Origin of the sequence: Nocardia sp. NBC_00416 (genome assembly GCF_036032445.1) — a bacterium.
Classification (GTDB): domain Bacteria; phylum Actinomycetota; class Actinomycetes; order Mycobacteriales; family Mycobacteriaceae; genus Nocardia.
The window spans coordinates 3,078,213-3,098,934 of the sequence record NZ_CP107932.1 but is presented as its reverse complement, the minus strand read 5'-3'; the positions used below and the strand labels follow the sequence as shown (position 1 = coordinate 3,098,934).

Below are 20,722 nucleotides of genomic sequence, written 5' to 3'. Positions count from 1 at the left end.
CGGGACGGTCCGGCCGGTCGCGTGACAATGGCGGCATGGTCGCCGTGACGCTGGTTCGTGGGGATATCACCGAGGAGCAGGTCGACGCGGTGGTGAACGCCGCGAACTCGGAGCTGCTCGGCGGCGGGGGCGTGGACGGCGCCATCCACCGGCGCGGCGGACCCGAGATTCTCGCCGAATGCCGGCGCCTCCGGGAGACCGAATACCCCCGGGGCCTGCCCACCGGCCGGGCCGTGGCGACCACGGCCGGCGAACTGCCGGCGCGCTGGGTCATCCACACCGTCGGCCCGGTGTGGTCGGCGCGCGGCGAACGCGCCGCGCAGCTCGCGCCGCTACTGGCCGCGTGCTACAGCGAATCGCTGCGGATCGCCGACGAACTGGGCGCGCGCACGGTGGCCTTCCCGGCGATCTCCACCGGCGCCTACGGTTGGCCAATGGACGACGGAGCGCGGATCGCGGTAGCGGCCGTTCGCGAATCGCGTACCGGGGTCGAGGAAGTGCGGTTCGTCCTGCGCGACGCGGCTGCTTACGACATCTTCGCAGCCCAGCTGGCCCGTTGAGTGCCCCCGAGCGCGGGGCCGTGTCACTGACGCCGAGACATCAGGGCCTGCACTAGACTTCGAACAACTGTTCGTTCTGGGAAAGGTGTTCGGCGTGCGGGTGATGGGCGTCGACCCGGGGCTCACCCGGTGTGGAGTGAGCATGGTCGAAGGGGGTGCGGGGCGCACGGTGAAGGCGATCGCGGTGGATGTGATCCGCACTCCGCCCGAACTGGATCTGGCGCAGCGCCTGCTGCGGATCTCCGATGCCGCCGAAGAGTGGATACGCACCTATCGTCCCGAGGTGGTGGCGATCGAGCGGGTGTTCGCCCAGCACAATGTGCGCACGGCCATGGGTACCGCCCAGGCCGGCGGAGTCATCGCACTGGCGGCCGCGCGCCGCGAGATCCCGGTGATGTTCCATACTCCCAGTGAGGTGAAGGCCGCGGTGACCGGAAACGGCGGCGCGGACAAGAAACAGGTGACCGCCATGGTCACTCGGATCCTCGGGCTCGCGACGCCGCCCAAACCGGCGGATGCCGCCGACGCGCTGGCCCTGGCCATCTGCCACTGTTGGCGGGCACCGCTGCTGGAGCGGATGGCGCGCGCCGAGAAGCTGGCCGAACGGGCCCGGCAGCAGTACACGCAACGACTGGAACAGCAGCGGAAGGCGGTGCGCGGGTGATCGCGTCCATACGCGGCGAAGTTGTCGAACTCGCACTCGACCACGTGGTGCTGGAGGCGTCCGGAGTCGGCTACCAGCTCAATGCCACTCCCGCGACTCTGGCCGGGCTCACTCGTGGTGAACAGGCCCGGCTGTACACCGCGCTGATCGTGCGCGAAGACTCGATGACCCTCTACGGGTTCGCCGACACCGAGGCCCGCGACCTGTTCGGGCTGCTGCAGACGGTATCGGGAGTGGGGCCGCGGCTGGCGATGGCGGTGCTGGCGGTCCTGGAGCCCGAAGCGCTGCGCAAAGCGCTGGCCGCCGGGGATATCGCGGCGCTCACCCGGGTCCCGGGAATCGGAAAGCGCGGGGCCGAACGGATGGTCGTGGAATTACGGGACAAGGTGAACCTCGTCCCGGTGCCGCCGGACCGGGCCGCCGCCGTCGCCGCAGCGGTGCAGACCCCGGTCCGCGACCAGGTCGTGGAAGCGCTCACCAGTCTGGGGTTCCCGCTCAAGCAGGCCGAACCTGCCGTGGATGCCGTCCTGGCCGAACACCCCGACGCCGGTAACTCCGCGGCACTGCGCGCCGCGCTCGGGATCCTCGGCAAGAACCGTTAGGCGGTCATGGAATACGACGACCCCCCGAATTCCGCGGAATCCCCGGTCAGCGCCGACTACCTGCCGTCGGACGGTGAGGTCGATTCCGGGCTGCGCCCCACCTCGCTCGACGGTTTCATCGGGCAGCCGCGGGTGCGCGAACAGCTCGCCCTGGTTTTGCGCGGCGCCCGAGCGCGCGGCGGCACCCCCGATCACGTCCTGCTGTCCGGGCCGCCCGGTCTGGGTAAGACGAGCCTGGCGATGATCATCGCCACTGAACTCGGCACCGCATTGCGCATCACCTCCGGACCGGCCCTGGAGCGCGCCGGTGATCTGGCCGCCATGCTGAGCAATCTGGTCGCCGGTGATGTGCTGTTCATCGACGAGATCCACCGGATGGCCCGGCCCGCCGAGGAAATGCTGTACCTGGCGATGGAAGATTTCCGCGTCGACGTGGTAGTCGGCAAGGGGCCGGGCGCGACGTCGATTCCCCTCGATATCGCTCCGTTCACCCTGGTCGGCGCCACCACCCGGTCCGGTGCGCTCACCGGACCGCTGCGCGACCGGTTCGGTTTCACCGGGCATATGGACTTCTACGAACCCGCCGAATTACTGCTCATCCTGCAACGCTCCGCACAGATCCTCGGGGTGGGCGTCGAGACCGACGCCGCCGCCGAGATCGCGGATCGCTCCCGCGGGACGCCCCGGATCGCCAACCGGCTGCTGCGGCGGGTGCGCGACTACGCCGAGGTCCGCGCGGACGGTCTGATCACGCTGCCGGTCGCCCGGGCCGCGCTGGAGGTCTACGACGTCGACCCGATGGGCCTGGACCGGCTGGACCGGGCGGTGCTGGGAGCGCTGGTCCGCGGATTCGGCGGTGGACCGGTCGGTGTGTCGACGCTCGCCGTCGCGGTCGGTGAGGAGCCCGCCACCGTGGAAGAGGTGTGCGAACCTTTCCTGGTCCGGGCCGGGATGGTCGCCCGCACGCCGCGCGGCCGGGTCGCCACCGCCGCCGCCTGGCTGCATTTGGGGCTGACACCGCCGCCGGACCTGGCCTTCGGCGCCCTCGAGGTACGCGGTCGCGAACCCCATCCCACCCTCGACCTGTTCGAATGAGGATCCGGGTCGCCGGTCGTATCCGTACCGGGGCGGCGGCCGGGCACGGTCAGAGGCCGAACTCGTGGCGCACCCCGTCCACGAATGCGTCCACCTCGTCCGGGTGATAGCCGCGCTGGAACACACTCGCCGGCACGCGGGAACCGCGATGCAGATGCTCGGAAGTCAGTGTGGCGCGCCCGGCGAGCGCCGCGGCGATCAGGTCGAGCAATTCATCGATCTCCTGCACCCGATAGCCGCGGCTCCCGAACGGGGCTCGCGCGAAAGTGATCTCGTGGACTTCCTCGGGAGTCATGAGGCGATTATCGCGAGGGTGGGCGCGTTGCGCGGCGGGTCCGGCGGAGAGTGACAGGTGCCACCGGTCCGGGTCCGTCGGCACCGAACATGGCGTGTTCGGGCGTGCGGGTGTGGCGCGGATCCGAAGAACTGGCAGACTGTGTGCGTACCTGTCCCTCTCCTCACCCAGATCAGGACTGACTTCGACCATGGACTTGCTGTTTCCGCTCATACTGGTCGCGCTGCTGGTGCCGATGTTCCTCGGTATGCGCCGCCAGAAGAAAGAGGGCGAAAAAGTCGCCCAGATGCAGGACAGTCTGAAGGTCGGTGACCGGGTCGTCACCACCTCGGGTCTGTACGGCACCGTGATCGAGGCCGATGACACCTCCGTCGATCTGGAAATCGCCGAGGACGTCGTGACCACTTGGCTGCGTCAGGCGATCCGGGAGGTGCGCGCCGACGACAGCGTCGACGACGAAACCCCTGGCGACGACACTGCGAGCGCCGAGTCCACCGACTCTCCGGCCGCCCCCGTCGCCGAGGAGAGCCCCGAGCAGACCGAAACCCGGCTGACCAAGGACTGATCACCGCGGCCCGGCCACCGGACCGGATATCCCGGGCGACCGGTGGCATCGGCATGTGCCGTGGCCGTTTCACCCAGAACTTCCGCCTAGGAGATGACGACCTGTGCCACCGTCCCAGGGATCGGCGCACCAACTCCGCTGGCTCGCCTTGTTCGGCGTGCTGGTGGCCGCGATCTACGCGCTGGTGTTCTTCACCGGTGACAAATCACCGACGCCCAAACTCGGCATCGACCTGCAGGGTGGTACCCGGGTCACCTTGACCGCGCGAACGCCCGACGGGAACCGGCCCAGCAAGGACAGTCTCACCAAGGCCCAGGAGATCATCGAGAACCGGGTGAACGGTCTCGGCGTCTCCGGTTCCGAGGTCGTGATCGACGGGGACAACCTGGTCATCACCGTGCCCGGTGAGGACAGTCAGCAGGCCCGCACCCTCGCCACTACGGCCAAGCTGTACATTCGGCCGGTCCTGAAGTACAACCCGGCACCGGGTGCGCAACAGGCCCCGGCACCGGGACAGCCCGCGCCGGGCGGCACGGCCCCGGTCCCGGGTGACACGGCCCCCGCGCCTGGTGGCACGGCCCCCGCGCCCGGTGAGACCGCCCCCGCGCCGGCCGCCGAGGAAGCCCCGGCTCCCGACCAGGGTGTGGGCGAAGCCCCGGCTCCCGAGGTGGAGGAGGGCACCGCGCCGGCCGAGCAGACTCCCGCCGCCGCACCGCTGTCGGAGAGCGAAACCGAGGTCCACCCGGCGCAGGCGCCCGGGACGCCGCTGCCCACCGAACCTTCGGCTCCCGCCGAGCCGGCCCCCGCCCCGGCGCCGGCCGATCCAGGTGCCGCGCCGGCGCCCCCCGAGGGATCGCTGACCCCGCAGGAGCAGGCGCAGCGGGAGATCGAGATGGCCAAGGCCATCCGGCAGAGCGAAGATCCGACCACGCAGCAGCTCGCCATGGCCGCCATGGACTGCTCGGCGGCCGATCCGCTCGCCGGTAACGACGATCCGAACCTGCCCCTGGTCACCTGCTCCACCGACGGGACCGAGGTCTTCCTGCTCGACAAGAGCCGGATCGACGGGCAGGAGATCGCGGACGCGACCTCCGGCTTCAACCAGCAGCAGTCGCGGCACGAGGTCTCGCTCAACTTCAAATCCGGTGGTAGCGACGCTTGGGCTACGCTGACCGGCGAGTACGTCCAGCAGCGGGTGGCCTTCGTCCTCGACTCCGAGGTCGTGAGCGCCCCGAATGTCGACGAGGGCCCGCAGTTGGGCGGCAGTACCCGGATCTCCGGCAATTTCACCGCGAGCAGCGCGAAAGAGCTCGCCAACACCCTCAAGTACGGTTCATTGCCGCTGTCCTTCCAGACGTCGGAAGCGGAGACGGTCTCGGCCACGCTCGGCCTGTCCTCGCTGCAGGCGGGACTGCTCGCCGGAGCAGTCGGTCTCGTGGTGGTGCTGCTGTACTGCTTGGTCTACTACCGCATGCTCGGTCTCCTGACGGCGCTGTCGCTGATCGGCTCCGGTATCGCGGTGTACGGGATCATGGTGCTGCTCGGGCGCTGGATCGGCTTCACGCTGGACCTGGCGGGGATCGCCGGTCTGATCATCGGTATCGGGATGACCGCCGACTCGTTCGTCGTGTTCTTCGAACGCATCAAGGACGAGATGAGAGAGGGGCGCACGTTCCGCTCGGCGGTTCCTCGGGGTTGGCAGCGAGCCCGTAAGACGATCCTGTCCGGTAACGCAGTCAGTTTCATCGCGGCCGCGGTGCTGTACTGGCTGGCGGTGGGGCAGGTGCGCGGATTCGCGTTCACGCTGGGCCTGACCACGATCCTCGACGTCGTGGTCGTATTCCTGGTGACGGCGCCGCTGGTGCAACTGTGCGCCCGCTCCGCCTTCTGGGCCAAACCGTCGGTGAACGGGCTCGGCGCTATCCAAGAGGTCGCCCGTGAACGCAAGGCGGCCGAAGCCGCGACCGGGAAGGCGTGACGATGAACAGTCCCGTAACCATGGACAAGCCTTCGGGATCGCGCCCTCCAGCGGTCCGGCACAGCTGGCTGAATCGCCTGTACACCGGTACCGGGGCGATCGACGTGATCGGCAACCGCCGCCGGTGGTACCTGGTGACCGCCGCAATCGTGCTGATCTGCCTGGTCAGTATGGCGGTGCGCGGTTTCACCTTCGGCATCGATTTCGTCGGCGGATCACGGATCCAGCTGCCGGCCGGTGACGCGACCACCGAGCAGGTGGAGCAGGTGTACAACGAGGCGATCGGTTCGGATCCGGAATCGGTGCAGACGGTGGGCACCGGCGACGGCAAAACCATTCTGATCCGCTCGGAGACATTGGACGCTCAGCAGGTGGGCGCCCTGCAGAACGCATTGTTCCAGCAGTTCCAGCCGCGTGACGACAGCGGCAACCCGAGCCGTAACGCCATCAGCGCGTCCGATGTCAGTGAAACGTGGGGCGGCCAGATCACGCGGCAGGCGCTGATCGCGCTCGCGGTGTTCCTGGTACTGGTCAGCATCTACATCGGGTTCCGCTACGAACGCGATATGGCGTTGGCGGCGCTGGCCGCTCTCGTCTTCGACCTCTTGGTCACCGCGGGTGTGTACTCGCTGGTCGGATTCGAGGTGACCCCCGCGATGGTGATCGGCATGCTCACCATCCTCGGGTTCTCCCTCTACGATTCGGTCGTCGTCTTCGACAAAGTCGAGGAGAACACCCGTGGTGTGCTGCACACCAGCCGGCGCACCTACGGGGAGCAGGCGAACCTGGCGATCAATCAGACACTGATGCGGTCGATCAACACCACTGTGATCGGTGCGCTGCCCATCATCGGGCTCATGGTGATCGCGGTGTGGATGCTCGGTGTCGGCACACTCCAGGATCTGGCGCTGGTGCAGTTGGTCGGTACGCTGGTCGGCGCTTACTCGTCGATCTTCTTCGCGACCCCGCTGCTGGTCTCCATCAAGGAGCGCTGGGGTCCGGTGGCTGCGCACACCAAGAAGGTGCACGCGCGGCGTGCGGCGCAGGCGGACGGACGTCCGGTCCGCCCGGAGCGCGTCGCGCCCGGCCGACGGCCAGCGAGCCCGGAAGATATCGATCAGCGGAGTGCAGGTAGGAACGGGGTAGCCGGGCCTCCACCCGGCGCTCGCCCCACCGGTAAACGACAGAGGCGGCACTGACAGACGAGGGGTACGGATCGATGCGACAGTCATCTCTGCGCCGGACGATCGCGCTGCTCGCGGCCACTGCCGCGGCCGCCGGACTAGCGGCTGGATGTTCCGGTAAGGACCAGGTCCCGTCGATCGGATACGCCGTCGACACCACCGTCTCCAGTTACAACGGCGGTACGACCGCGGGCGCGGCCGCCGGCCAGACGGTGTTCGGCCGCGTGCTCACCGGGTTCTTCTACACCGGACCCGACGGCCAGCCGGTCGCCGATTCCGATACGGGAACCGCCAAGGAAGTCCCCGGTGAGGCGCAGACGGTCCAGTACCGGCTGAACCCCGCCGGGGTCTATTCCGACGGTGTGCCCACCTCGTGCGACGACCTGGTGTTCACGTGGGCGGCGCGTAGCGGGCGGTTCCCCGGATTCGATTCGGCGAGTACCGCGGGATACGAAGATATCGAACGGGTGGAATGCCAGCCCGGGTCCAAGGACGGCACGGTGGTGTTCCGCCCGGGCCGCCGATACCTGCCGTGGCGCACGCTGTTCGCCGCCGGTGAGCTGATGCCCGCCCATGTGGCCGGGCAGACCGCGAACGTGCCCGATATCGTCGCCGCCGTCCAGAACGACGACCGTGCCGCGCTGGGCCGGCTCGCCGAATTCTGGAACAGCGGCTGGAATCTGGCGCCCGGTGATCTCGACGTCACCAAGTTCCCGTCGTCGGGCCCGTACCGGCTCGAATCGTTCGATCTCGACGACGGCCTGGTCCTGGTGGCCAACGAACGCTGGTGGGGCGACCCACCGGCCACCGGGCGGATCGTGGTGTATCCGAAACCGGCCGATCTCGCCGCCCGCATCGGTGACGGATCGGTGGCCGTGGTCGATATCGGCTCCGGCTCGCTACCCGATCTGAACCTGGACTCCTTCGCAGTCGACCAGCGGCCCAGCCGCGGTATCGAACAACTGGTGCTCAGCACCGGCGGAGTCTTCGGGTCCGACGCCGCGCGGCGCGCATTCGCGCTGTGCGTGCCCCGCCAGGCGCTGTTCGACGAGCTCGGCCGGACCACCGACGCGCCGCAGGTCGGGCTGGGTTCAGGGGTATCGGATTCGCGGACACTGCAGCAGGATTCGCTGTTCTATCCGGTCGTGACGAACGCGGCGGACCCGTTCGCGGGCGGCGATATAGCCGGGGCCGAGGCGGCGCTCGCCGACGCCGGAAAGAAACAGCTGACCGTCCGGGTCGGCTATCTCGCCCCGGATGCCCGCCGGGCACGCACCGTATCGATGATCGCCGACGCCTGTGCGCCGGCGGGTATCACCGTGCAGGACAGCAGCACACCGGATTTCGGCCCGGGGCAACTGGCCGGCGGCGCGGTGGACGCGGTGCTCGGCGGCCCCGGGGGCCTGCCCGGTCCGGCCGGGTCGCTCGACGGGATCGCCGCCGTCAGCGGCCTGCGCAGCGGCAGCGGACTCAATGTCGGGCAGTTCCGCAACGGCCGCTACGATGCGATCGCGGATCAGCTTGCGGCCGACGACAACTCGACGAATCAGCTGAATCTGCTCACCGAGGCCGAGAACCTGTTGTGGGCGCAGTTGCCGAGCGTCCCGTTGTTCGCGACTCCGCGCACCATCGGCTTCGCCGGTGGTCTGCAGAACGCCATCGCGGGGCCCACCCGGGCCGGGTCCGGCTGGAATATGGATCAGTGGGTCCTGCAGCGCTGATCGCTGTGCGGGTTGCGGATGATGGAGGTGTGTCGATGAGCAAACATGCGGCGGTCGAACCCGCTGACGAGGTCGCCGGACGCGGCGGCCGAGCCGCCACACTGGTCCGCAAACACACCCGCTGGGCCGACGATTTCCCGGAGCCAGGAGTCCGGTTCGCCGACCTCACTCCGGTTTTCGCCGACCCCGAAGGGTTCCGCGCCGTGGTCGATTGTCTGGCCGCTCTCGTTCCTGATGCCGACCTGGTGGCCGGCGTCGATGCCCGGGGATTCCTGCTGGGCGCCGGTGTCGCCGCCACTCTCGGTACCGGCGTGATCGCCGTCCGCAAACGCGGCAAACTTCCGCCGCCGGTGGTGACCCGGGAATACGAACTCGAATATGGGGCGGCGGCGCTGGAAGTGCCCGCGACCGGGGTGGCGTTGCGGGGTCGGCGCGTGCTCCTGCTCGACGATGTGCTGGCGACCGGCGGCACCCTGGCCGCGGCGGCGGACCTGTTCGCGAGCGTCGGCGCCGAGGTGGTGGCCGCGGCCGTGGTCGTGGAGATCGAGGCGCTGGGCGGTCGCGGCCGGCAGGGCGACTATCCGGTGACCTCGATCATCACTGTGTAGGCGGGTCCTGTATTCGACGATTCGGGGCGCGGCACGTCCCGAGGATCTCCCTCTTCATAGGTCGTGCCGGGGCGCGGACCTGCTGGTGCGCTACGGACCGGTGGGCAATCCACCTGGGGCGGTGGACCGGTGCCGGTGCGGCGAGGTCAGAGGCGCGGGCCGGACACGGTCGGGCCCCGAGCGTGCTCGGCGATATCTGTATTCCGTGAGTCCGGTGATTGCCGATGGCCCGGCGCCGGGCGGATCGCCCGACGACACTCTCGGCCACAGAGCGGCTGTCGGACAGCACGCGTGTTCGAATCCTCGTACTCCCGAGGGAATCCGCGGTCCCGGCCTCGGCGCGGCCGTGCAGTGACGCCGGGTTCTCCGCGCGTGAAAAAAAGTTCTGATTCCATGGAACCGCGCTGCGGGTGTCTCCGTCCAATCTCAGTGACAGACAAATTTCGGATCCTCAGCTCTCATGGTGACCGTGCGATGTCCGGCGGCGGTGATGCGGGATCCGCTACTGCGGTAGGGGAGGGCCATGGTGGCGGGATATTCCGGCGGCCGGGTGAACGGCGCGGCGCCCAGGGGTATCGGGGACGGACTGTGCGGATCGGAAAATCAGCCCGAATAGTTCTGTTGCCGTCGAAAAATCGGATTTCGATTTCGACGATCGGTCGATGACAGCGGCATAGCCGACGGCCGGTATTTCCAGTGGTATCCCGTGGTTCACGCATGTCCACGGACGATTGTTTAAGGAATGGCAATGAAAAATATCGCGATGAATATTGTCCGAGTCCTGGGGGCGGTGGGATTCGCCTCGATGCTCGTATCGGCTCCGCTGATGCTGGACAACGACGTGGTCTCCCCGGCGGCGGCCCAGGCGGCCGGATGCGGCGGGCGGGCGTGGGCCGCGCCCTTGAACCAGTTCGGTCCGGTGGCCGACTCCAGCTGCAGCGTCGCCGGTCATCCCGGGTACGAGATGTGCTACAACATCAAGATCGAGGGAAATGGGCTGGCCGTGGTCCATGCCCGGGGATACGACATCAACGGTAACGAGCAGTGGTATTCCATCCCCACCTCCTACGGGTGCGTTCCGTGGGGTAATTCGCTCGCAATGCCCGCGATCAAGGCGACCAGCCCCAATGTCACCGGCGTCTTCGTCTCGTTTTCGCACTGATATTTCGAGTAGAGGCGCCGTGCCGATTTCTGCGGTGTGGTCCGCGGGCGCGGCGCACTGTGCGCGGTAATTCTAGGAATGGATCGACATGAACAATCTTCTGTACAGAATCGTCGGTGTCGCCGCGGTGGCGATCGGAATGGGAACACTGGCGGTGGCCGGTGCGGGAGCGGCTCAGGCCGAGCCCTACCTGATCTATCACAAGGTCACGCCGAAACAGGGATCCGTCACCAATGAGGTGTGGGGGTACTCGACCTTGGACGCGTGCAAGATTCGGGAGCAGCAGATCTCGCAGGAGATCATCAACAGTATCGGCTCCGGTTGGGGAGGCAGTGCGGGAGCGTGCCTGGAGGTCGGTGAGAACAAGACAGGTGATCCTGCGGGCAATTTGCCCGGCTACTACGTGACCAAGATCGTCTGGCCGGTCTGAGGCCGGCGAACTAGGCGGCGGCCGCGTATTCGGCGAATTCGCGCCGAGTGGGCGGCCGCTCCGGCCGAGAACGGACCAGCGCGACCCTGGTCCGCGGCGGCATCCGCACTCCGGTGGCATGGGACTGCGAAGCGTCGAGCACCGCCCCCCGCTGCGCCCAGGTCCGTACCCGGGCAGTAGCGGAGGGCGTTCTCTTGTGTTGCGGGGGGAACGGAGGTCGGCGGGTTCGCGAGCGGGTGGAGTGTGATCGGTGGTCGGCCGGTCGCGAGCGGGTGGGGTGATAGGTAGGGAAAAGTTCCTGGCCTCAGCCCCGGCTCCGATGTATTCTCTTTCGCGTCTTGTTTCCGAGGATCGGAGTTGCCGTTGCTCTCATGAGGTAGTCGCTCGTGCGTCCCGCATTCTGCGCGTCGCTTCCGTACCGATACCTCCAGGGGCAACCGTGGCCACTATTTCTCTTTCCGATCTCTCGTTCATCTGGCCGGACGGCACTCCGGTGTTCGACGCCATGCACACGCTGCTCGGACCCGGCCATATCGGTCTCGTCGGCGCCAACGGCGCCGGGAAGTCCACCCTGCTACGGCTGATCGCAGGGGATCTGACACCCGCACGGGGTTCGATCACGGTGACCGGGGAGCTGGGATACCTGCGACAGGACCTCGGGCTCGCGGTCGGTCGGCGAGTGGACGATGTGCTGGGTATCGCCGAGGTGCGCGCGGCCGTGCACCGCATCGAAACCGGTACCGCCGCCGCGAGCGATTTCGAGGTCGTCGGCGTCCAGTGGGACGTCGAGGAACGCGCGGTGGCTCTGCTCGGCCGGCTAGGTCTCGGTTATCTCACCCGTTCCGTCGAGCAGTTGGACCGCCGGCTGGACACCCTGTCCGGTGGCGAGACCGTACTGCTCGGCTTGATCGCGCAACTGCTGGCCGAACCCGATGTTCTGCTGCTCGACGAGCCCACCAACAACCTCGACCGGGCGGCCCGCACCCGGCTCTACGAAGTGGTCGCGCAGTTCGCCGGGACGGTCGTGGTGGTCAGCCACGACCGGGAACTGCTGGACCGGGTCGGGGGCGTCGCGGAACTCCGGGGCGGGGCGGTGCGGATGTTCGGCGGCAACTACGGCGATTACCAGCAGATCATCGAACAGGAACAGGAAGCGGCGCGCGCGGCGATCCGCGATGCCCGCAGTGATGTGCGCAAGCAGTCGCGGGAGCTGGTGCAGGCGCGGATCAAACTCGACCGGCGGCAGCGCTACGGGCAGAAGATGTTCGAGAACAAGCGCGAACCGAAGATCATCATGGGGCAGCGCAAACGGGCGGCCGAAGTCTCGGCCGGAAAACTGCGCAACAATCACCTCGACAAGGTGGACGATGCGAAAGAGCGCCTCGAACAGGCCGAGGAGATGTTGCGCGACGACCGTGAGATCCGTGTAGACCTGCCGGGCACCCGGATCTACGCGGGCCAAGGCGTGATCGCGCTGCACGATGCGGAGCTGGCGAACGGGCCGGTGGTCTCCCTCGCGATACACGGTCCGGAGCGGCTGGCGATCACCGGTTGCAACGGTGCGGGTAAGACGACGCTGCTCCGGCGGATCATCAGCGAACCGCCGCGGGTGCCGTGGCGGCTGCTCCCGCAGCGTCTCGACATCTTCGACGAGAGCCGGACCGTCTACGAGAATGTCGCGGCCGGCGCCCCGCACGCGGCCCCGGAGCGGATCCGGGCCCAGCTCGCCCGGTTCCTGTTCCGCGGCGCGGCCGCCGATATTCCCGCCGCGGCGCTCTCGGGCGGGGAGCGGCTGCGGGCGGCGCTGGCGATGCTGCTGCTGGCCGAACCCGCGCCCGGACTGCTGATCTTGGACGAGCCCACCAACAACCTCGATCTGGTGAGCCTCGGTCATCTCACGCAGGCGCTGGCCGCGTTCCGGGGGGCGCTGGTGGTGGTCAGTCACGATCAGCGGTTCCTCGGCGATATCGGGGTGACCCGGCAGCTCGAACTGACGCCGGCGGGACTTATGGAATGAGCCCGGACCGGTGCCCGCGGGAACGTCGGGGTGTGATCGGGCGTTACACCGGGTAACCGGGTGTATCCGTACCTGTCGATGGGGTTGCGGCGGGGGTTTCACCTGTTGCTGCGGGGGTTAAAGTTGGTGGTCTGGAACGTTGCGGTGACCGGCCGCGGCACGGAGAGGTGGTGGCATGACTCAGCATCTGGGCGAGGCGAATGTCGAGCAGACATCCGGCTCGCGGTCGAACGGTGCCGCTGCCCCTGCCCCCGCCGCCGGTCCGCGCCCGGAGAACGCCGCGGAGTCCGAGCCGGCCCGGCCCTCCGGTGCCGTCCCGAGTTCGGCCTCGCGTCGGGTGCGTGCCCGGCTGGCCCGGCGGATGACCGGTCAGCGCGGTATCCCGGCGGTGAAACCGGTGCTCGAGCCGTTGGCCGCGGTACACCGGGAGCTGTATCCGAAGGCGAACCTCGCCCAGTTGCAGCGTGCCTTCGACGTCGCCGACGAGCGGCACGCGACCCAGTTCCGCAAATCCGGTGATCCCTACATCACTCATCCGCTGGCGGTAGCGAACATCCTGGCCGAACTGGGGATGGATACCACCACCCTGGTCGCGGCCCTGCTGCACGACACCGTCGAGGACACCGGCTACTCCCTGGAGCAGTTGACCGCCGATTTCGGTCCGGAGGTCGCCCACCTCGTCGACGGCGTCACCAAGCTCGACAAGGTGAATCTGGGCGCGGCCGCGGAGGCCGAGACCATCCGTAAGATGATCATCGCGATGGCCCGCGATCCGCGTGTCCTGGTGATCAAGGTGGCCGACCGGCTGCACAATATGCGGACGATGCGGTTCCTGCCGCCGGAGAAGCAGGCCAAGAAGGCGCGCGAAACCCTCGAGGTGATCGCGCCACTGGCGCACCGGCTGGGTATGGCCACCGTGAAATGGGAGTTGGAGGACCTCGCGTTCGCGATCCTGCATCCCAAGAAATACGACGAGATCGTCCGTCTGGTGGCCGACCGGGCCCCGTCACGTGACACCTACCTGGCCAAGGTGCGCGCGGAAATCGTCAACACCCTGGCAGCGTCCCGGATCCCCGCCACCGTCGAGGGCCGACCCAAGCATTACTGGTCGATCTATCAAAAGATGATCGTGAAGGGGAAGGATTTCGACGATATCCACGATCTGGTGGGTATCCGGATCCTCTGCGACGAGGTCCGCGACTGCTATGCCGCCGTCGGCGTCGTGCATTCGCTGTGGCAGCCGATGGCCGGCCGGTTCAAGGACTACATCGCCCAGCCCAGGTACGGCGTGTACCAGTCGCTGCACACCACCGTGGTGGGTCCGGACGGCAAACCCCTCGAGGTGCAGATCCGCACCCACGATATGCACCGGACCGCCGAGTTCGGCATTGCCGCGCACTGGCGCTACAAGGAGACCAAGGGCCGCCACTCCGGTGACACCGGCGAGGTCGACGATATGGCCTGGATGCGGCAACTGCTCGATTGGCAGCGAGAGGCCGCGGACCCCGCCGAGTTCCTGGAATCGCTGCGGTTCGACCTCAAAGCACCGGAGATCTTCGTCTTCACCCCCAAGGGTGACGTGATCACCCTGCCGCAGAAGTCCACTCCCGTGGATTTCGCCTACGCGGTGCACACCGAGGTCGGGCACAAATGCATCGGCGCCCGGGTGAACGGGCGGCTGGTCGCGCTGGAACGGCAGTTGGAAAACGGCGAGGTCGTCGAGGTCTTCACCTCCAAGGCGCCCAACGCCGGGCCCAGCCGGGACTGGCAGACCTTCGTCGTCTCCCCGCGCGCCAAGGCCAAGATCCGGCAGTGGTTCGCCAAGGAACGCCGCGAAGAGGCGCTGGAAAGCGGCAAAGAACAGATCAACAAGGAAGTCCGGCGGGTCGGGTTGCCGCTGCAGCGGTTGATGAGCGTCGACGCGATGACGGCCGTCGCGCACGAACTCCACTACAGCGATATCTCCATGCTGTACACCGCGGTCGGCGAGCATCAGGTTTCCGCGCACCATGTGGTGCAGCGGCTCATGGCGCAGCTGGGCGGGATCGGCGATGTCGAGAACGAACTCGCCGAACGGTCCACACCGTCGACCACGCCGTCCCGGCAGCGGCTCACCGGTGATGCCGGCGTCCTGATCCCCGGGGCCGAGGGCACCGTCGCGAAGCTCGCCAAATGCTGCACCCCGGTACCCGGGGACGAGATCCTGGGTTTCGTGACACGCGGCGGTTCGGTGAGCGTGCACCGGGTGGACTGCACCAACGCCGATTCGCTGCAGTCGCAGTCGGAGCGCATCATCGAGGTGCAATGGGCGCCGTCGCCGCATTCGGTATTCCTGGTGGCCATCCAGATCGAGGCGCTGGACCGCACCCGCCTGCTCTCCGACGTCACCAAGGTTCTCGCTGACGAGAAGGTCAACATATTGTCCGCATCGGTGGCGACGCACGGTGACCGGGTGGCGATCAGCAAGTTCACCTTCGAGATGGGTGATCCGAAGCATCTGGGGCATTTGCTGAATGTTGTCCGCAACGTCGAGGGCGTCTATGACGTCTACCGGGTGACCTCCGCCGCCTGAGCGTAGGGCGGCCTTCGCTCCGGACGTGCGCGCACTGCGGATGGGTGACGCACGACTGCGCCCATCGAGTGTTTCGGGGCCTTGGCGCCCGATTCCGGGCTGCCGGAAAATGTAACGTTCGGGCTTCGGCGCGCCGCGGTGCGTACGGGTCCACCAGGCGGGTCACGTAAACTCTTCGCCGCTTCAGCGGTCATAGCCGGAATCTGTTACCGTTTACTGCGTTTCGTCGCGCTCGGTAACTGCGGTTGGACTGATGGCGGGTCGCTATGGCTGGATGCACAAGAATCTCGGGGATGCTGTTCGCACTCACCGTCGCTGTGGCGACCGCGACAGCGGGCACGCTCGCCACCCCGGCGTACGCTCAACCGCCGAATCCGGCGGGACCGTCGACCGAACTCGCGGTCTCCTCCTGTCCGGCGCTGTACGCGTTGGGGATTCAGGGCACCGGCGAATCGTCGCCGGACGCGGCCCCGACCACCGATACCGGGATGCTGTCCACCGTGTTCCGGCCGCTGCTGGCCGCCGCTCCCGAACAAGGACTGGTAGACCGCGCGTATGTGCCCTACGAGTCCAGTTTCGGCGGGGTCGACGGCGGTAGCGCCACACCGTATTCGGAATCGGTGACCGGCGGCCTGACCCGGTTGCGCACCATGGCCAACTCGGTGGCGAAACGCTGCCCCGAAACCCGTTTCGCCATCGTCGGGTATTCCCAGGGTGCGCACGTGGCGTCGGTGTTCGCCCAGGAGATCGGACAGGGACAGGGCCCGCTGCCCGCCGAGAAGATCGCGGCCGTCGCGCTGATCGGCGACCCCACCCGGACCCCGGGTGCGCCACTGTTCCCCGGTGCGCCGGGGAAGGCCAACCCCGACCCGGCTCCCGGTACCGAGGGGGCGCAGATCGCCCAGATCGCCGCGCTGCCGCAGGCGCCGGCCGCCGGCGGCGGTATCGCGCCGAACCGCGATACCGCGAAGAATTTCGGGGCGCTCACCGGTCGGGTGGCCAGCTTCTGCGCCGCGGGGGATCTCGCCTGTGACGCGCCTGAGGGCGCGCCGATCCTCAAGGCGGTCGCCGGGGTGGTCGGACAGATGAAACTCAGCGGCGGCGACCCGATCGCCTCGCTCACCTCGATCGCTCAGGCGCTGGCGTTCACCTCGATCAAAACGGCCACCAAGGTGGTCAACGAGGATATTCAGGGCACCTCGCTGGCGACGCTGAACATCTCGCCCAAGAAATCGATTTCCGAACGGCTGGCCGACGCCGCCGATCCACGGACACCGCTGGATATTCCGGGTGCCATGCGGGCGCTGCTGAAGGTCGGCATGATCGGGCTCAATGCCGTGGTCACGGTGGTCCGGACGGTGCTGAGCCCGACGGCGATCGCCGAACTCGCGACCGCCGGCCTGGCCAATCCACCGGCGGCGCTGCTGCTCCTGGGAACCAAACTGCTCGGGGCGATTCCGCAGCTGATCCCGCCCACCACCGGTATCCGGCTGGTGAGTCAGTCTTTCGACGCCGTGATCGAGAACATCACCGACAACAGCGAACTGCTCAACACGACCACGTGGGTACGCTACTGGGACACCATCCAGCGGCATCAGGCCTATGGCAACGCGGCTATTTCGGCCACCGGTGAGGCGCCCACCAGCTTTATCGCCGACTGGTTCGCCGCCGCCGCGCGGGATCTCGCCGCCGTGCACGGCAGCGGGACCGAACCTGTCGCCGAGCAGGTGACGCCGCCGGTCGGAAGTGCTCCCGACGTCGGGGTTCCCGCGCCTAACGGATTCTCAGGAACCGAACCCGGCGCGTCGCCCGCGCCCGTTCCCTCCGGTACGGGACAATTCCCATTTGGGACAGGAGCCGCCGGTGCCTCCCAGGACGGGCCGACGGCCGCCACGCCTGCTGCACCCCCGACAACCGAAACCGACTCGTTCTCCGTGAACTGATCGCCGAGAGGGATCGATGATGCCAGATCACGTGCCCGGCGCCACGGGAATGGGGGAATGTTGAAGTCCTACAAAAAGCTCGATCGATGGTACGGTCCGCTGGAGCCGGAGGGTACGGCGGACACGCCGGGCCGCGCACCCGAATCCGGTGGTGAGGCCGTGCCGGGCGTCGACGACGACGGCCCCGCCAGGTACCCCGACTACATCGCGAAGGCCGGCAGTGCCTCCGCGAGACCTCACCCGGCGCCCGCCGAGCTCTCCGGTCGCCGCACCGAATTCACCGGTGGCTGGTCGGATTGGGTGGACGAACCCGGTCGTGATCAGGACGGCGATCTGGTGCGTTTCCCGTGGCCGGATTCCGAGGAAGAACTCGCCGAGCCCGCCCGTATCGGCCGGACCCCGTCCCGCCTGCGTGACGTGGGCGACGACGGTGGTGGTGCTCGTCGGCGTCGAACCGCCGGTGTCCTGCTCGCCGCCGTGGTGCTGCTCGGAATCGCCGCGGCCGTGGTCCTGTATCTGCTGGCACCCGGGACGCCCGGGGCGGCGCCCGACCAGACCGCCGGCCTACGTTTCACCGCGGGCAGCGCGAGCGCCGATACGGGCGCGGCGCCGTGCCCGGCGGAACGGACCGCTCAGCTGGTGCGCGGAGCGGGCGCGGGCGGAACGAATTCGGGACCCGAGGCAATTTTGCGTTTCCAATACGCCTACTACGTGCAGCGATCCGGCGCCGCGGCGCGGGAAGTTGTCGCGCCGCAGGCCCCGGTGTCCTCCGCGGAGCTGATCCAGTCGGGTATCGACAGCGTCGCGCCCGGAACCGGGCACTGCGTACGGATCGTGACCGTGGCCGACGGCCGGTACACGGTCGAGGTCACCGAGTACCGGCCCGGTGGCGAGCCCGCCACCTACAGCAGGCAAACGGTCACCACCGCGGTGATCGACGGCCGCACCCTCATCACGGGTATTTCGGCCGGATAGAGGAGAGTGCAGCGATGGGAGAGGATTGGAGCCGCTGGCTCGATACCGCACCGGATTCCGAGGCCGCGGGCGAGACCGACGGGACCCGGAAGGCGCGGGTGGTGCGGTTGCCGGGCGGCGCCCGCGACCGCGGCGCTGGAACCGCCCGGCCGATCCTGGTGGTGGGTGGCTGCGGTGGCGCCGGAACCACGACCACCGCGCTCGGTCTGGCCGGTGAACTCGGTCTCTCGGGCATCGATACCATCGCGGTGGACGCCACCCCGGCCGGCGGTGACCTCGCCCTGCGCGGCGCCGACGAACATCTGCATCCGATAAGCCTGCAGCAGTGGTTGTACGGTCGCGGGGACGACGAACCGGCCCCGCTGAAGGAATGCATGTCCCGAGCGACCTCCGGAATCGGTCTGCTGTGGCGGGATGCGGCCCCGCTGCGTCGCCGGGCGAGTTATCTCACCGTGGCGCGCGCGGTGGACCAGGACGGTTATATCGCCGTCTACGACGGTGGGAACCCCATCGCGAGCCGGCAGTTGCGCCCGTTGCTCGATGACGCGGATGTGGCGCTCGTGCTGACCATCCCGGCGCGGGTCGACGCCGCCAACAGGCTGCGAGTGACCCTCGAGTGGCTGGACGACGAGTACGGTGACTCGTCGGAGCCCATGGGCGGCGGGATCGTCGGCGACACCACGATCGTCGTCTCGCATCAGCAGCGAGGCGCCGATTCGCGGGTAGCCGATCATTTGCGCGAGCATCTGGCGGGCTGGGTCCGCGATATCGTCGAGGTGCCCTATGATCCGCATCTGGCGCGCGGCGAACTGGTCCGCCATATCGCACTCGCCGACGAGACCCGGCAGACCTACGAGCGACTACTCGCCGGGATGGCATCATGATGCGATACTGCGATCCTCCGCCTTCGCTCCGGCCTCCGCGGACCGCATGCACTCCTGCCGACGGAGGCATCATGATGCGATCCCTCCGGGTTCGGGGAGTACATGTAAGCCTTCCGAGGGAGGCATCATGTCTCTTGCTATGAATCTTCCTCGCCGACCCGACCGTAACGCCGTCGCCGGAGTGGTGCCGCCACCCGAATCGCGCCGCGCCGACGTCTGGGACCGTCCTGTTCCCGGCGCGGGACGTGCGCCGCTGGTATGGCTGCTGGGTGTGCACGGCGGCGCCGGCGCCAGCAGTCTCGCGCATGTGCTGGCGCCCGCGGCGGATTCGGGCCGCCGCTGGCCCGGGGTGTTCGACCGGGAATCGCCGTTCGTCGTCCTGGTCGCGCGGGAAACCATCGCGGGGCTGACCCATGCGCACGATCTGCTGCGTCAGCACCATTCGGGATTCGCCGGGCCCAGCCAGGTGCTCGGCCTGATCACGGTGGCGGCGCGGCCGGGCCGGATGGCGCCGGAGATCCGGCGCTATCGCGAGGTGGTCGCCTCCTTGGCCGGTCAGGTGTGGCAGGTGCCGTGGTACGAGGAATGGACTCTGGTCGAACCGGAAAAGTTGCCGGTCTGGACGCCGGGGGTCGCGACCTCCGCGCAGCGACGCCGCCGGATCGACCCGCTGGACGAGGTTCCGCTGGATATCAGGGAACTCGGTTCGGAGATCGTCGCGGCCGCCCGGGCCGCGCTGGAAGAATCGGAGGCCGCCCCCCACCGGGGCCGATCGAGATTCGTAGAGGAGTGATGCCGTGATCGCCGTCGAGCACACAAACCGTTCAGTGCTCCCCGCGCTCGCGCGGACCGAATGTTGCACCTCAGCTATCGAGAAAGGCACCCGATGAGCACCGTACTTCTCGCGGTTCACCAGGTCTACGACACCGTTGTTGTGGCGCAGGTGGGCAACCCCACTCCCGAGGCCCCGCCCGGGTCGGAGAAGATCCTGCAGCTGGTCAGGTATCTCACCTGGTTCGTGCTGCTGTCCGGTATCTGCGGCATCATCTACGCGGGCGGTAAGTTCGCGTGGGAGAAGTGGACCGGCGGTGGCCTGGAATCCCCGAAGATGGTGGCCGGGGCGATGATCGGCGGCGTGGTCGCGACCAGCGCGGGCACCATCATGAACGCCGTCATCGGAACGTGAGGTCGTAATGGATCTGGTCGGGGCGGCCGGCGTACTGGCTTATAAGCAGATGCCGGCCGAGGTTCTGGAACCGTTGATGCAGTTGCTGAACTGGCTGCTGTGGTTCGTCCTCATGGGCTGTCTGGCGTGGATGATCGTTTCGGCCGGGAAGCTGTGGCTGACCTTCAAGGGCGATCTGGCGATGAACGACGCCTCGCACGGAGTGCTCATGAGTCTGCTCGGCGCGATCGTGGCCAGCGGTGCCTCCGGCATCGCCCTGGCGTTCCTGCCCGGATGAGCCG

20 protein-coding genes are annotated in these 20,722 nt (G+C 68.0%); 19 read left to right on the top strand and 1 reads right to left on the bottom strand.

Translation table 11 applies throughout. From position 1 onward, the window contains the following. Positions 1–35: 35 nt before the first annotated feature. The 4 genes from OG804_RS12870 to ruvB all read left to right on the top strand — a co-directional run bounded on the left by OG804_RS12870 (position 36) and on the right by ruvB (position 2,921). A complete protein-coding gene (locus OG804_RS12870; RefSeq protein WP_328397201.1) occupies positions 36–560 on the top strand; it encodes an O-acetyl-ADP-ribose deacetylase in 525 nt (174 codons plus the stop codon). A gap of 94 nt (positions 561–654) precedes the next feature. Next, the gene (gene ruvC / locus OG804_RS12865; RefSeq protein ID WP_328397199.1) at positions 655–1,224 is read left to right on the top strand and encodes a crossover junction endodeoxyribonuclease RuvC; all 570 of its coding nucleotides are present in this window, start codon (positions 655–657) and stop codon (positions 1,222–1,224) included. Further along, a complete protein-coding gene (gene ruvA, locus OG804_RS12860; protein ID WP_328397197.1) occupies positions 1,221–1,826 on the top strand; it encodes a Holliday junction branch migration protein RuvA in 606 nt (201 codons plus the stop codon). The genes ruvC and ruvA overlap by 4 nt, the downstream gene beginning before the upstream one ends. A 6-nt stretch (positions 1,827–1,832) precedes the next feature. Next, on the top strand, positions 1,833–2,921 hold the full coding sequence (ruvB, locus tag OG804_RS12855) for a Holliday junction branch migration DNA helicase RuvB (protein WP_328397195.1): 1,089 nt from the start codon (positions 1,833–1,835) through the stop codon (positions 2,919–2,921). A 49-nt stretch (positions 2,922–2,970) separates the two neighbouring features. Here the strand turns inward: ruvB and OG804_RS12850 are convergent, their stop codons facing one another. Further along, complete coding sequence (locus OG804_RS12850; protein ID WP_328397193.1) at positions 2,971–3,216, bottom strand: DivIVA domain-containing protein; 246 nt, start codon at positions 3,214–3,216, stop codon at positions 2,971–2,973. Positions 3,217–3,406: 190 nt separating this feature from the next. Here OG804_RS12850 and yajC point away from each other — a divergent pair, with 190 nt between their 5' ends. The 15 genes from yajC to OG804_RS12775 all read left to right on the top strand — a co-directional run bounded on the left by yajC (position 3,407) and on the right by OG804_RS12775 (position 20,718). After that, positions 3,407–3,781 carry a preprotein translocase subunit YajC gene (gene yajC / locus OG804_RS12845; protein WP_328397191.1) on the top strand — a complete coding sequence of 125 codons (375 nt, stop codon included), beginning with the start codon at positions 3,407–3,409 and terminating at the stop codon, positions 3,779–3,781. 103 nt (positions 3,782–3,884) lie between these two features. Then, positions 3,885–5,759 (top strand): protein translocase subunit SecD, encoded by a 1,875-nt coding sequence (gene secD / locus OG804_RS12840; RefSeq protein WP_328397190.1) that lies wholly within the window; start codon positions 3,885–3,887, stop codon positions 5,757–5,759. A 2-nt stretch (positions 5,760–5,761) separates the two neighbouring features. Then, positions 5,762–6,958: a protein translocase subunit SecF gene (gene secF / locus OG804_RS12835; protein ID WP_328397189.1), complete on the top strand. Its 1,197-nt coding sequence runs from the start codon at positions 5,762–5,764 to the stop codon at positions 6,956–6,958. 20 nt (positions 6,959–6,978) lie between these two features. Beyond that, positions 6,979–8,664 (top strand): ABC transporter substrate-binding protein, encoded by a 1,686-nt coding sequence (locus OG804_RS12830; RefSeq protein WP_328397188.1) that lies wholly within the window; start codon positions 6,979–6,981, stop codon positions 8,662–8,664. Between the two features lie 35 nt (positions 8,665–8,699). Then, positions 8,700–9,272, top strand: a complete 573-nt coding sequence (locus OG804_RS12825; protein WP_328397186.1) for an adenine phosphoribosyltransferase — start codon at positions 8,700–8,702, stop codon at positions 9,270–9,272. A gap of 763 nt (positions 9,273–10,035) precedes the next feature. After that, positions 10,036–10,434: a hypothetical protein gene (locus OG804_RS12820; protein WP_328397183.1), complete on the top strand. Its 399-nt coding sequence runs from the start codon at positions 10,036–10,038 to the stop codon at positions 10,432–10,434. An 88-nt stretch (positions 10,435–10,522) separates the two neighbouring features. Next, positions 10,523–10,864 (top strand): hypothetical protein, encoded by a 342-nt coding sequence (locus OG804_RS12815; RefSeq protein WP_328397181.1) that lies wholly within the window; start codon positions 10,523–10,525, stop codon positions 10,862–10,864. 505 nt (positions 10,865–11,369) lie between these two features. Then, complete coding sequence (locus OG804_RS12810) at positions 11,370–12,881, top strand: ATP-binding cassette domain-containing protein (protein ID WP_442941874.1); 1,512 nt, start codon at positions 11,370–11,372, stop codon at positions 12,879–12,881. Between the two features lie 175 nt (positions 12,882–13,056). Continuing rightward, positions 13,057–15,453 (top strand): RelA/SpoT family protein, encoded by a 2,397-nt coding sequence (locus tag OG804_RS12805; RefSeq protein WP_328397178.1) that lies wholly within the window; start codon positions 13,057–13,059, stop codon positions 15,451–15,453. A gap of 293 nt (positions 15,454–15,746) precedes the next feature. Then, entirely contained in the window at positions 15,747–17,396 is a 1,650-nt protein-coding gene (locus OG804_RS12800; RefSeq protein ID WP_328397176.1) for a cutinase family protein, read from the top strand. Between the two features lie 57 nt (positions 17,397–17,453). Next, entirely contained in the window at positions 17,454–18,371 is a 918-nt protein-coding gene (locus tag OG804_RS12795; protein WP_328397173.1) for a hypothetical protein, read from the top strand. 14 nt (positions 18,372–18,385) lie between these two features. Next, positions 18,386–19,255: a MinD/ParA family ATP-binding protein gene (locus OG804_RS12790; protein WP_328397171.1), complete on the top strand. Its 870-nt coding sequence runs from the start codon at positions 18,386–18,388 to the stop codon at positions 19,253–19,255. A gap of 127 nt (positions 19,256–19,382) precedes the next feature. After that, on the top strand, positions 19,383–20,048 hold the full coding sequence (locus tag OG804_RS12785) for a hypothetical protein (RefSeq protein ID WP_328397169.1): 666 nt from the start codon (positions 19,383–19,385) through the stop codon (positions 20,046–20,048). A 93-nt stretch (positions 20,049–20,141) separates the two neighbouring features. Then, entirely contained in the window at positions 20,142–20,441 is a 300-nt protein-coding gene (locus OG804_RS12780) for a hypothetical protein (RefSeq protein WP_030521532.1), read from the top strand. A 7-nt stretch (positions 20,442–20,448) separates the two neighbouring features. Beyond that, positions 20,449–20,718, top strand: coding sequence for a hypothetical protein (locus OG804_RS12775; protein ID WP_030521531.1), 270 nt, complete (start codon positions 20,449–20,451; stop codon positions 20,716–20,718). The last annotated feature ends 4 nt before the right edge of the window (positions 20,719–20,722 follow it).

Excerpts from the sequence above, each read along its gene's own strand:
- OG804_RS12775 (WP_030521531.1), top strand. The coding sequence starts at position 20,449 with ATGGATCTGGTCGGGGCGGCCGGCGTACTGGCTTATAAGCAGATGCCG.
- OG804_RS12790 (WP_328397171.1), top strand. The coding sequence starts at position 18,386 with ATGGGAGAGGATTGGAGCCGCTGGCTCGATACCGCACCGGATTCCGAG.
- ruvB (WP_328397195.1), top strand. The coding sequence starts at position 1,833 with ATGGAATACGACGACCCCCCGAATTCCGCGGAATCCCCGGTCAGCGCC.
- OG804_RS12830 (WP_328397188.1), top strand. The coding sequence starts at position 6,979 with ATGCGACAGTCATCTCTGCGCCGGACGATCGCGCTGCTCGCGGCCACT.
- OG804_RS12850 (WP_328397193.1), bottom strand. The coding sequence starts at position 3,216 with ATGACTCCCGAGGAAGTCCACGAGATCACTTTCGCGCGAGCCCCGTTC.
- OG804_RS12820 (WP_328397183.1), top strand. The coding sequence starts at position 10,036 with ATGAATATTGTCCGAGTCCTGGGGGCGGTGGGATTCGCCTCGATGCTC.
- OG804_RS12805 (WP_328397178.1), top strand. The coding sequence starts at position 13,057 with ATGACTCAGCATCTGGGCGAGGCGAATGTCGAGCAGACATCCGGCTCG.
- secF (WP_328397189.1), top strand. The coding sequence starts at position 5,762 with ATGAACAGTCCCGTAACCATGGACAAGCCTTCGGGATCGCGCCCTCCA.
- OG804_RS12810 (WP_442941874.1), top strand. The coding sequence starts at position 11,370 with ATGCACACGCTGCTCGGACCCGGCCATATCGGTCTCGTCGGCGCCAAC.
- OG804_RS12795 (WP_328397173.1), top strand. The coding sequence starts at position 17,454 with ATGTTGAAGTCCTACAAAAAGCTCGATCGATGGTACGGTCCGCTGGAG.
- OG804_RS12785 (WP_328397169.1), top strand. The coding sequence starts at position 19,383 with ATGTCTCTTGCTATGAATCTTCCTCGCCGACCCGACCGTAACGCCGTC.
- OG804_RS12825 (WP_328397186.1), top strand. The coding sequence starts at position 8,700 with ATGAGCAAACATGCGGCGGTCGAACCCGCTGACGAGGTCGCCGGACGC.
- OG804_RS12870 (WP_328397201.1), top strand. The coding sequence starts at position 36 with ATGGTCGCCGTGACGCTGGTTCGTGGGGATATCACCGAGGAGCAGGTC.
- OG804_RS12800 (WP_328397176.1), top strand. The coding sequence starts at position 15,747 with ATGCTGTTCGCACTCACCGTCGCTGTGGCGACCGCGACAGCGGGCACG.
- OG804_RS12780 (WP_030521532.1), top strand. The coding sequence starts at position 20,142 with ATGAGCACCGTACTTCTCGCGGTTCACCAGGTCTACGACACCGTTGTT.
- OG804_RS12815 (WP_328397181.1), top strand. The coding sequence starts at position 10,523 with ATGAACAATCTTCTGTACAGAATCGTCGGTGTCGCCGCGGTGGCGATC.
- yajC (WP_328397191.1), top strand. The coding sequence starts at position 3,407 with ATGGACTTGCTGTTTCCGCTCATACTGGTCGCGCTGCTGGTGCCGATG.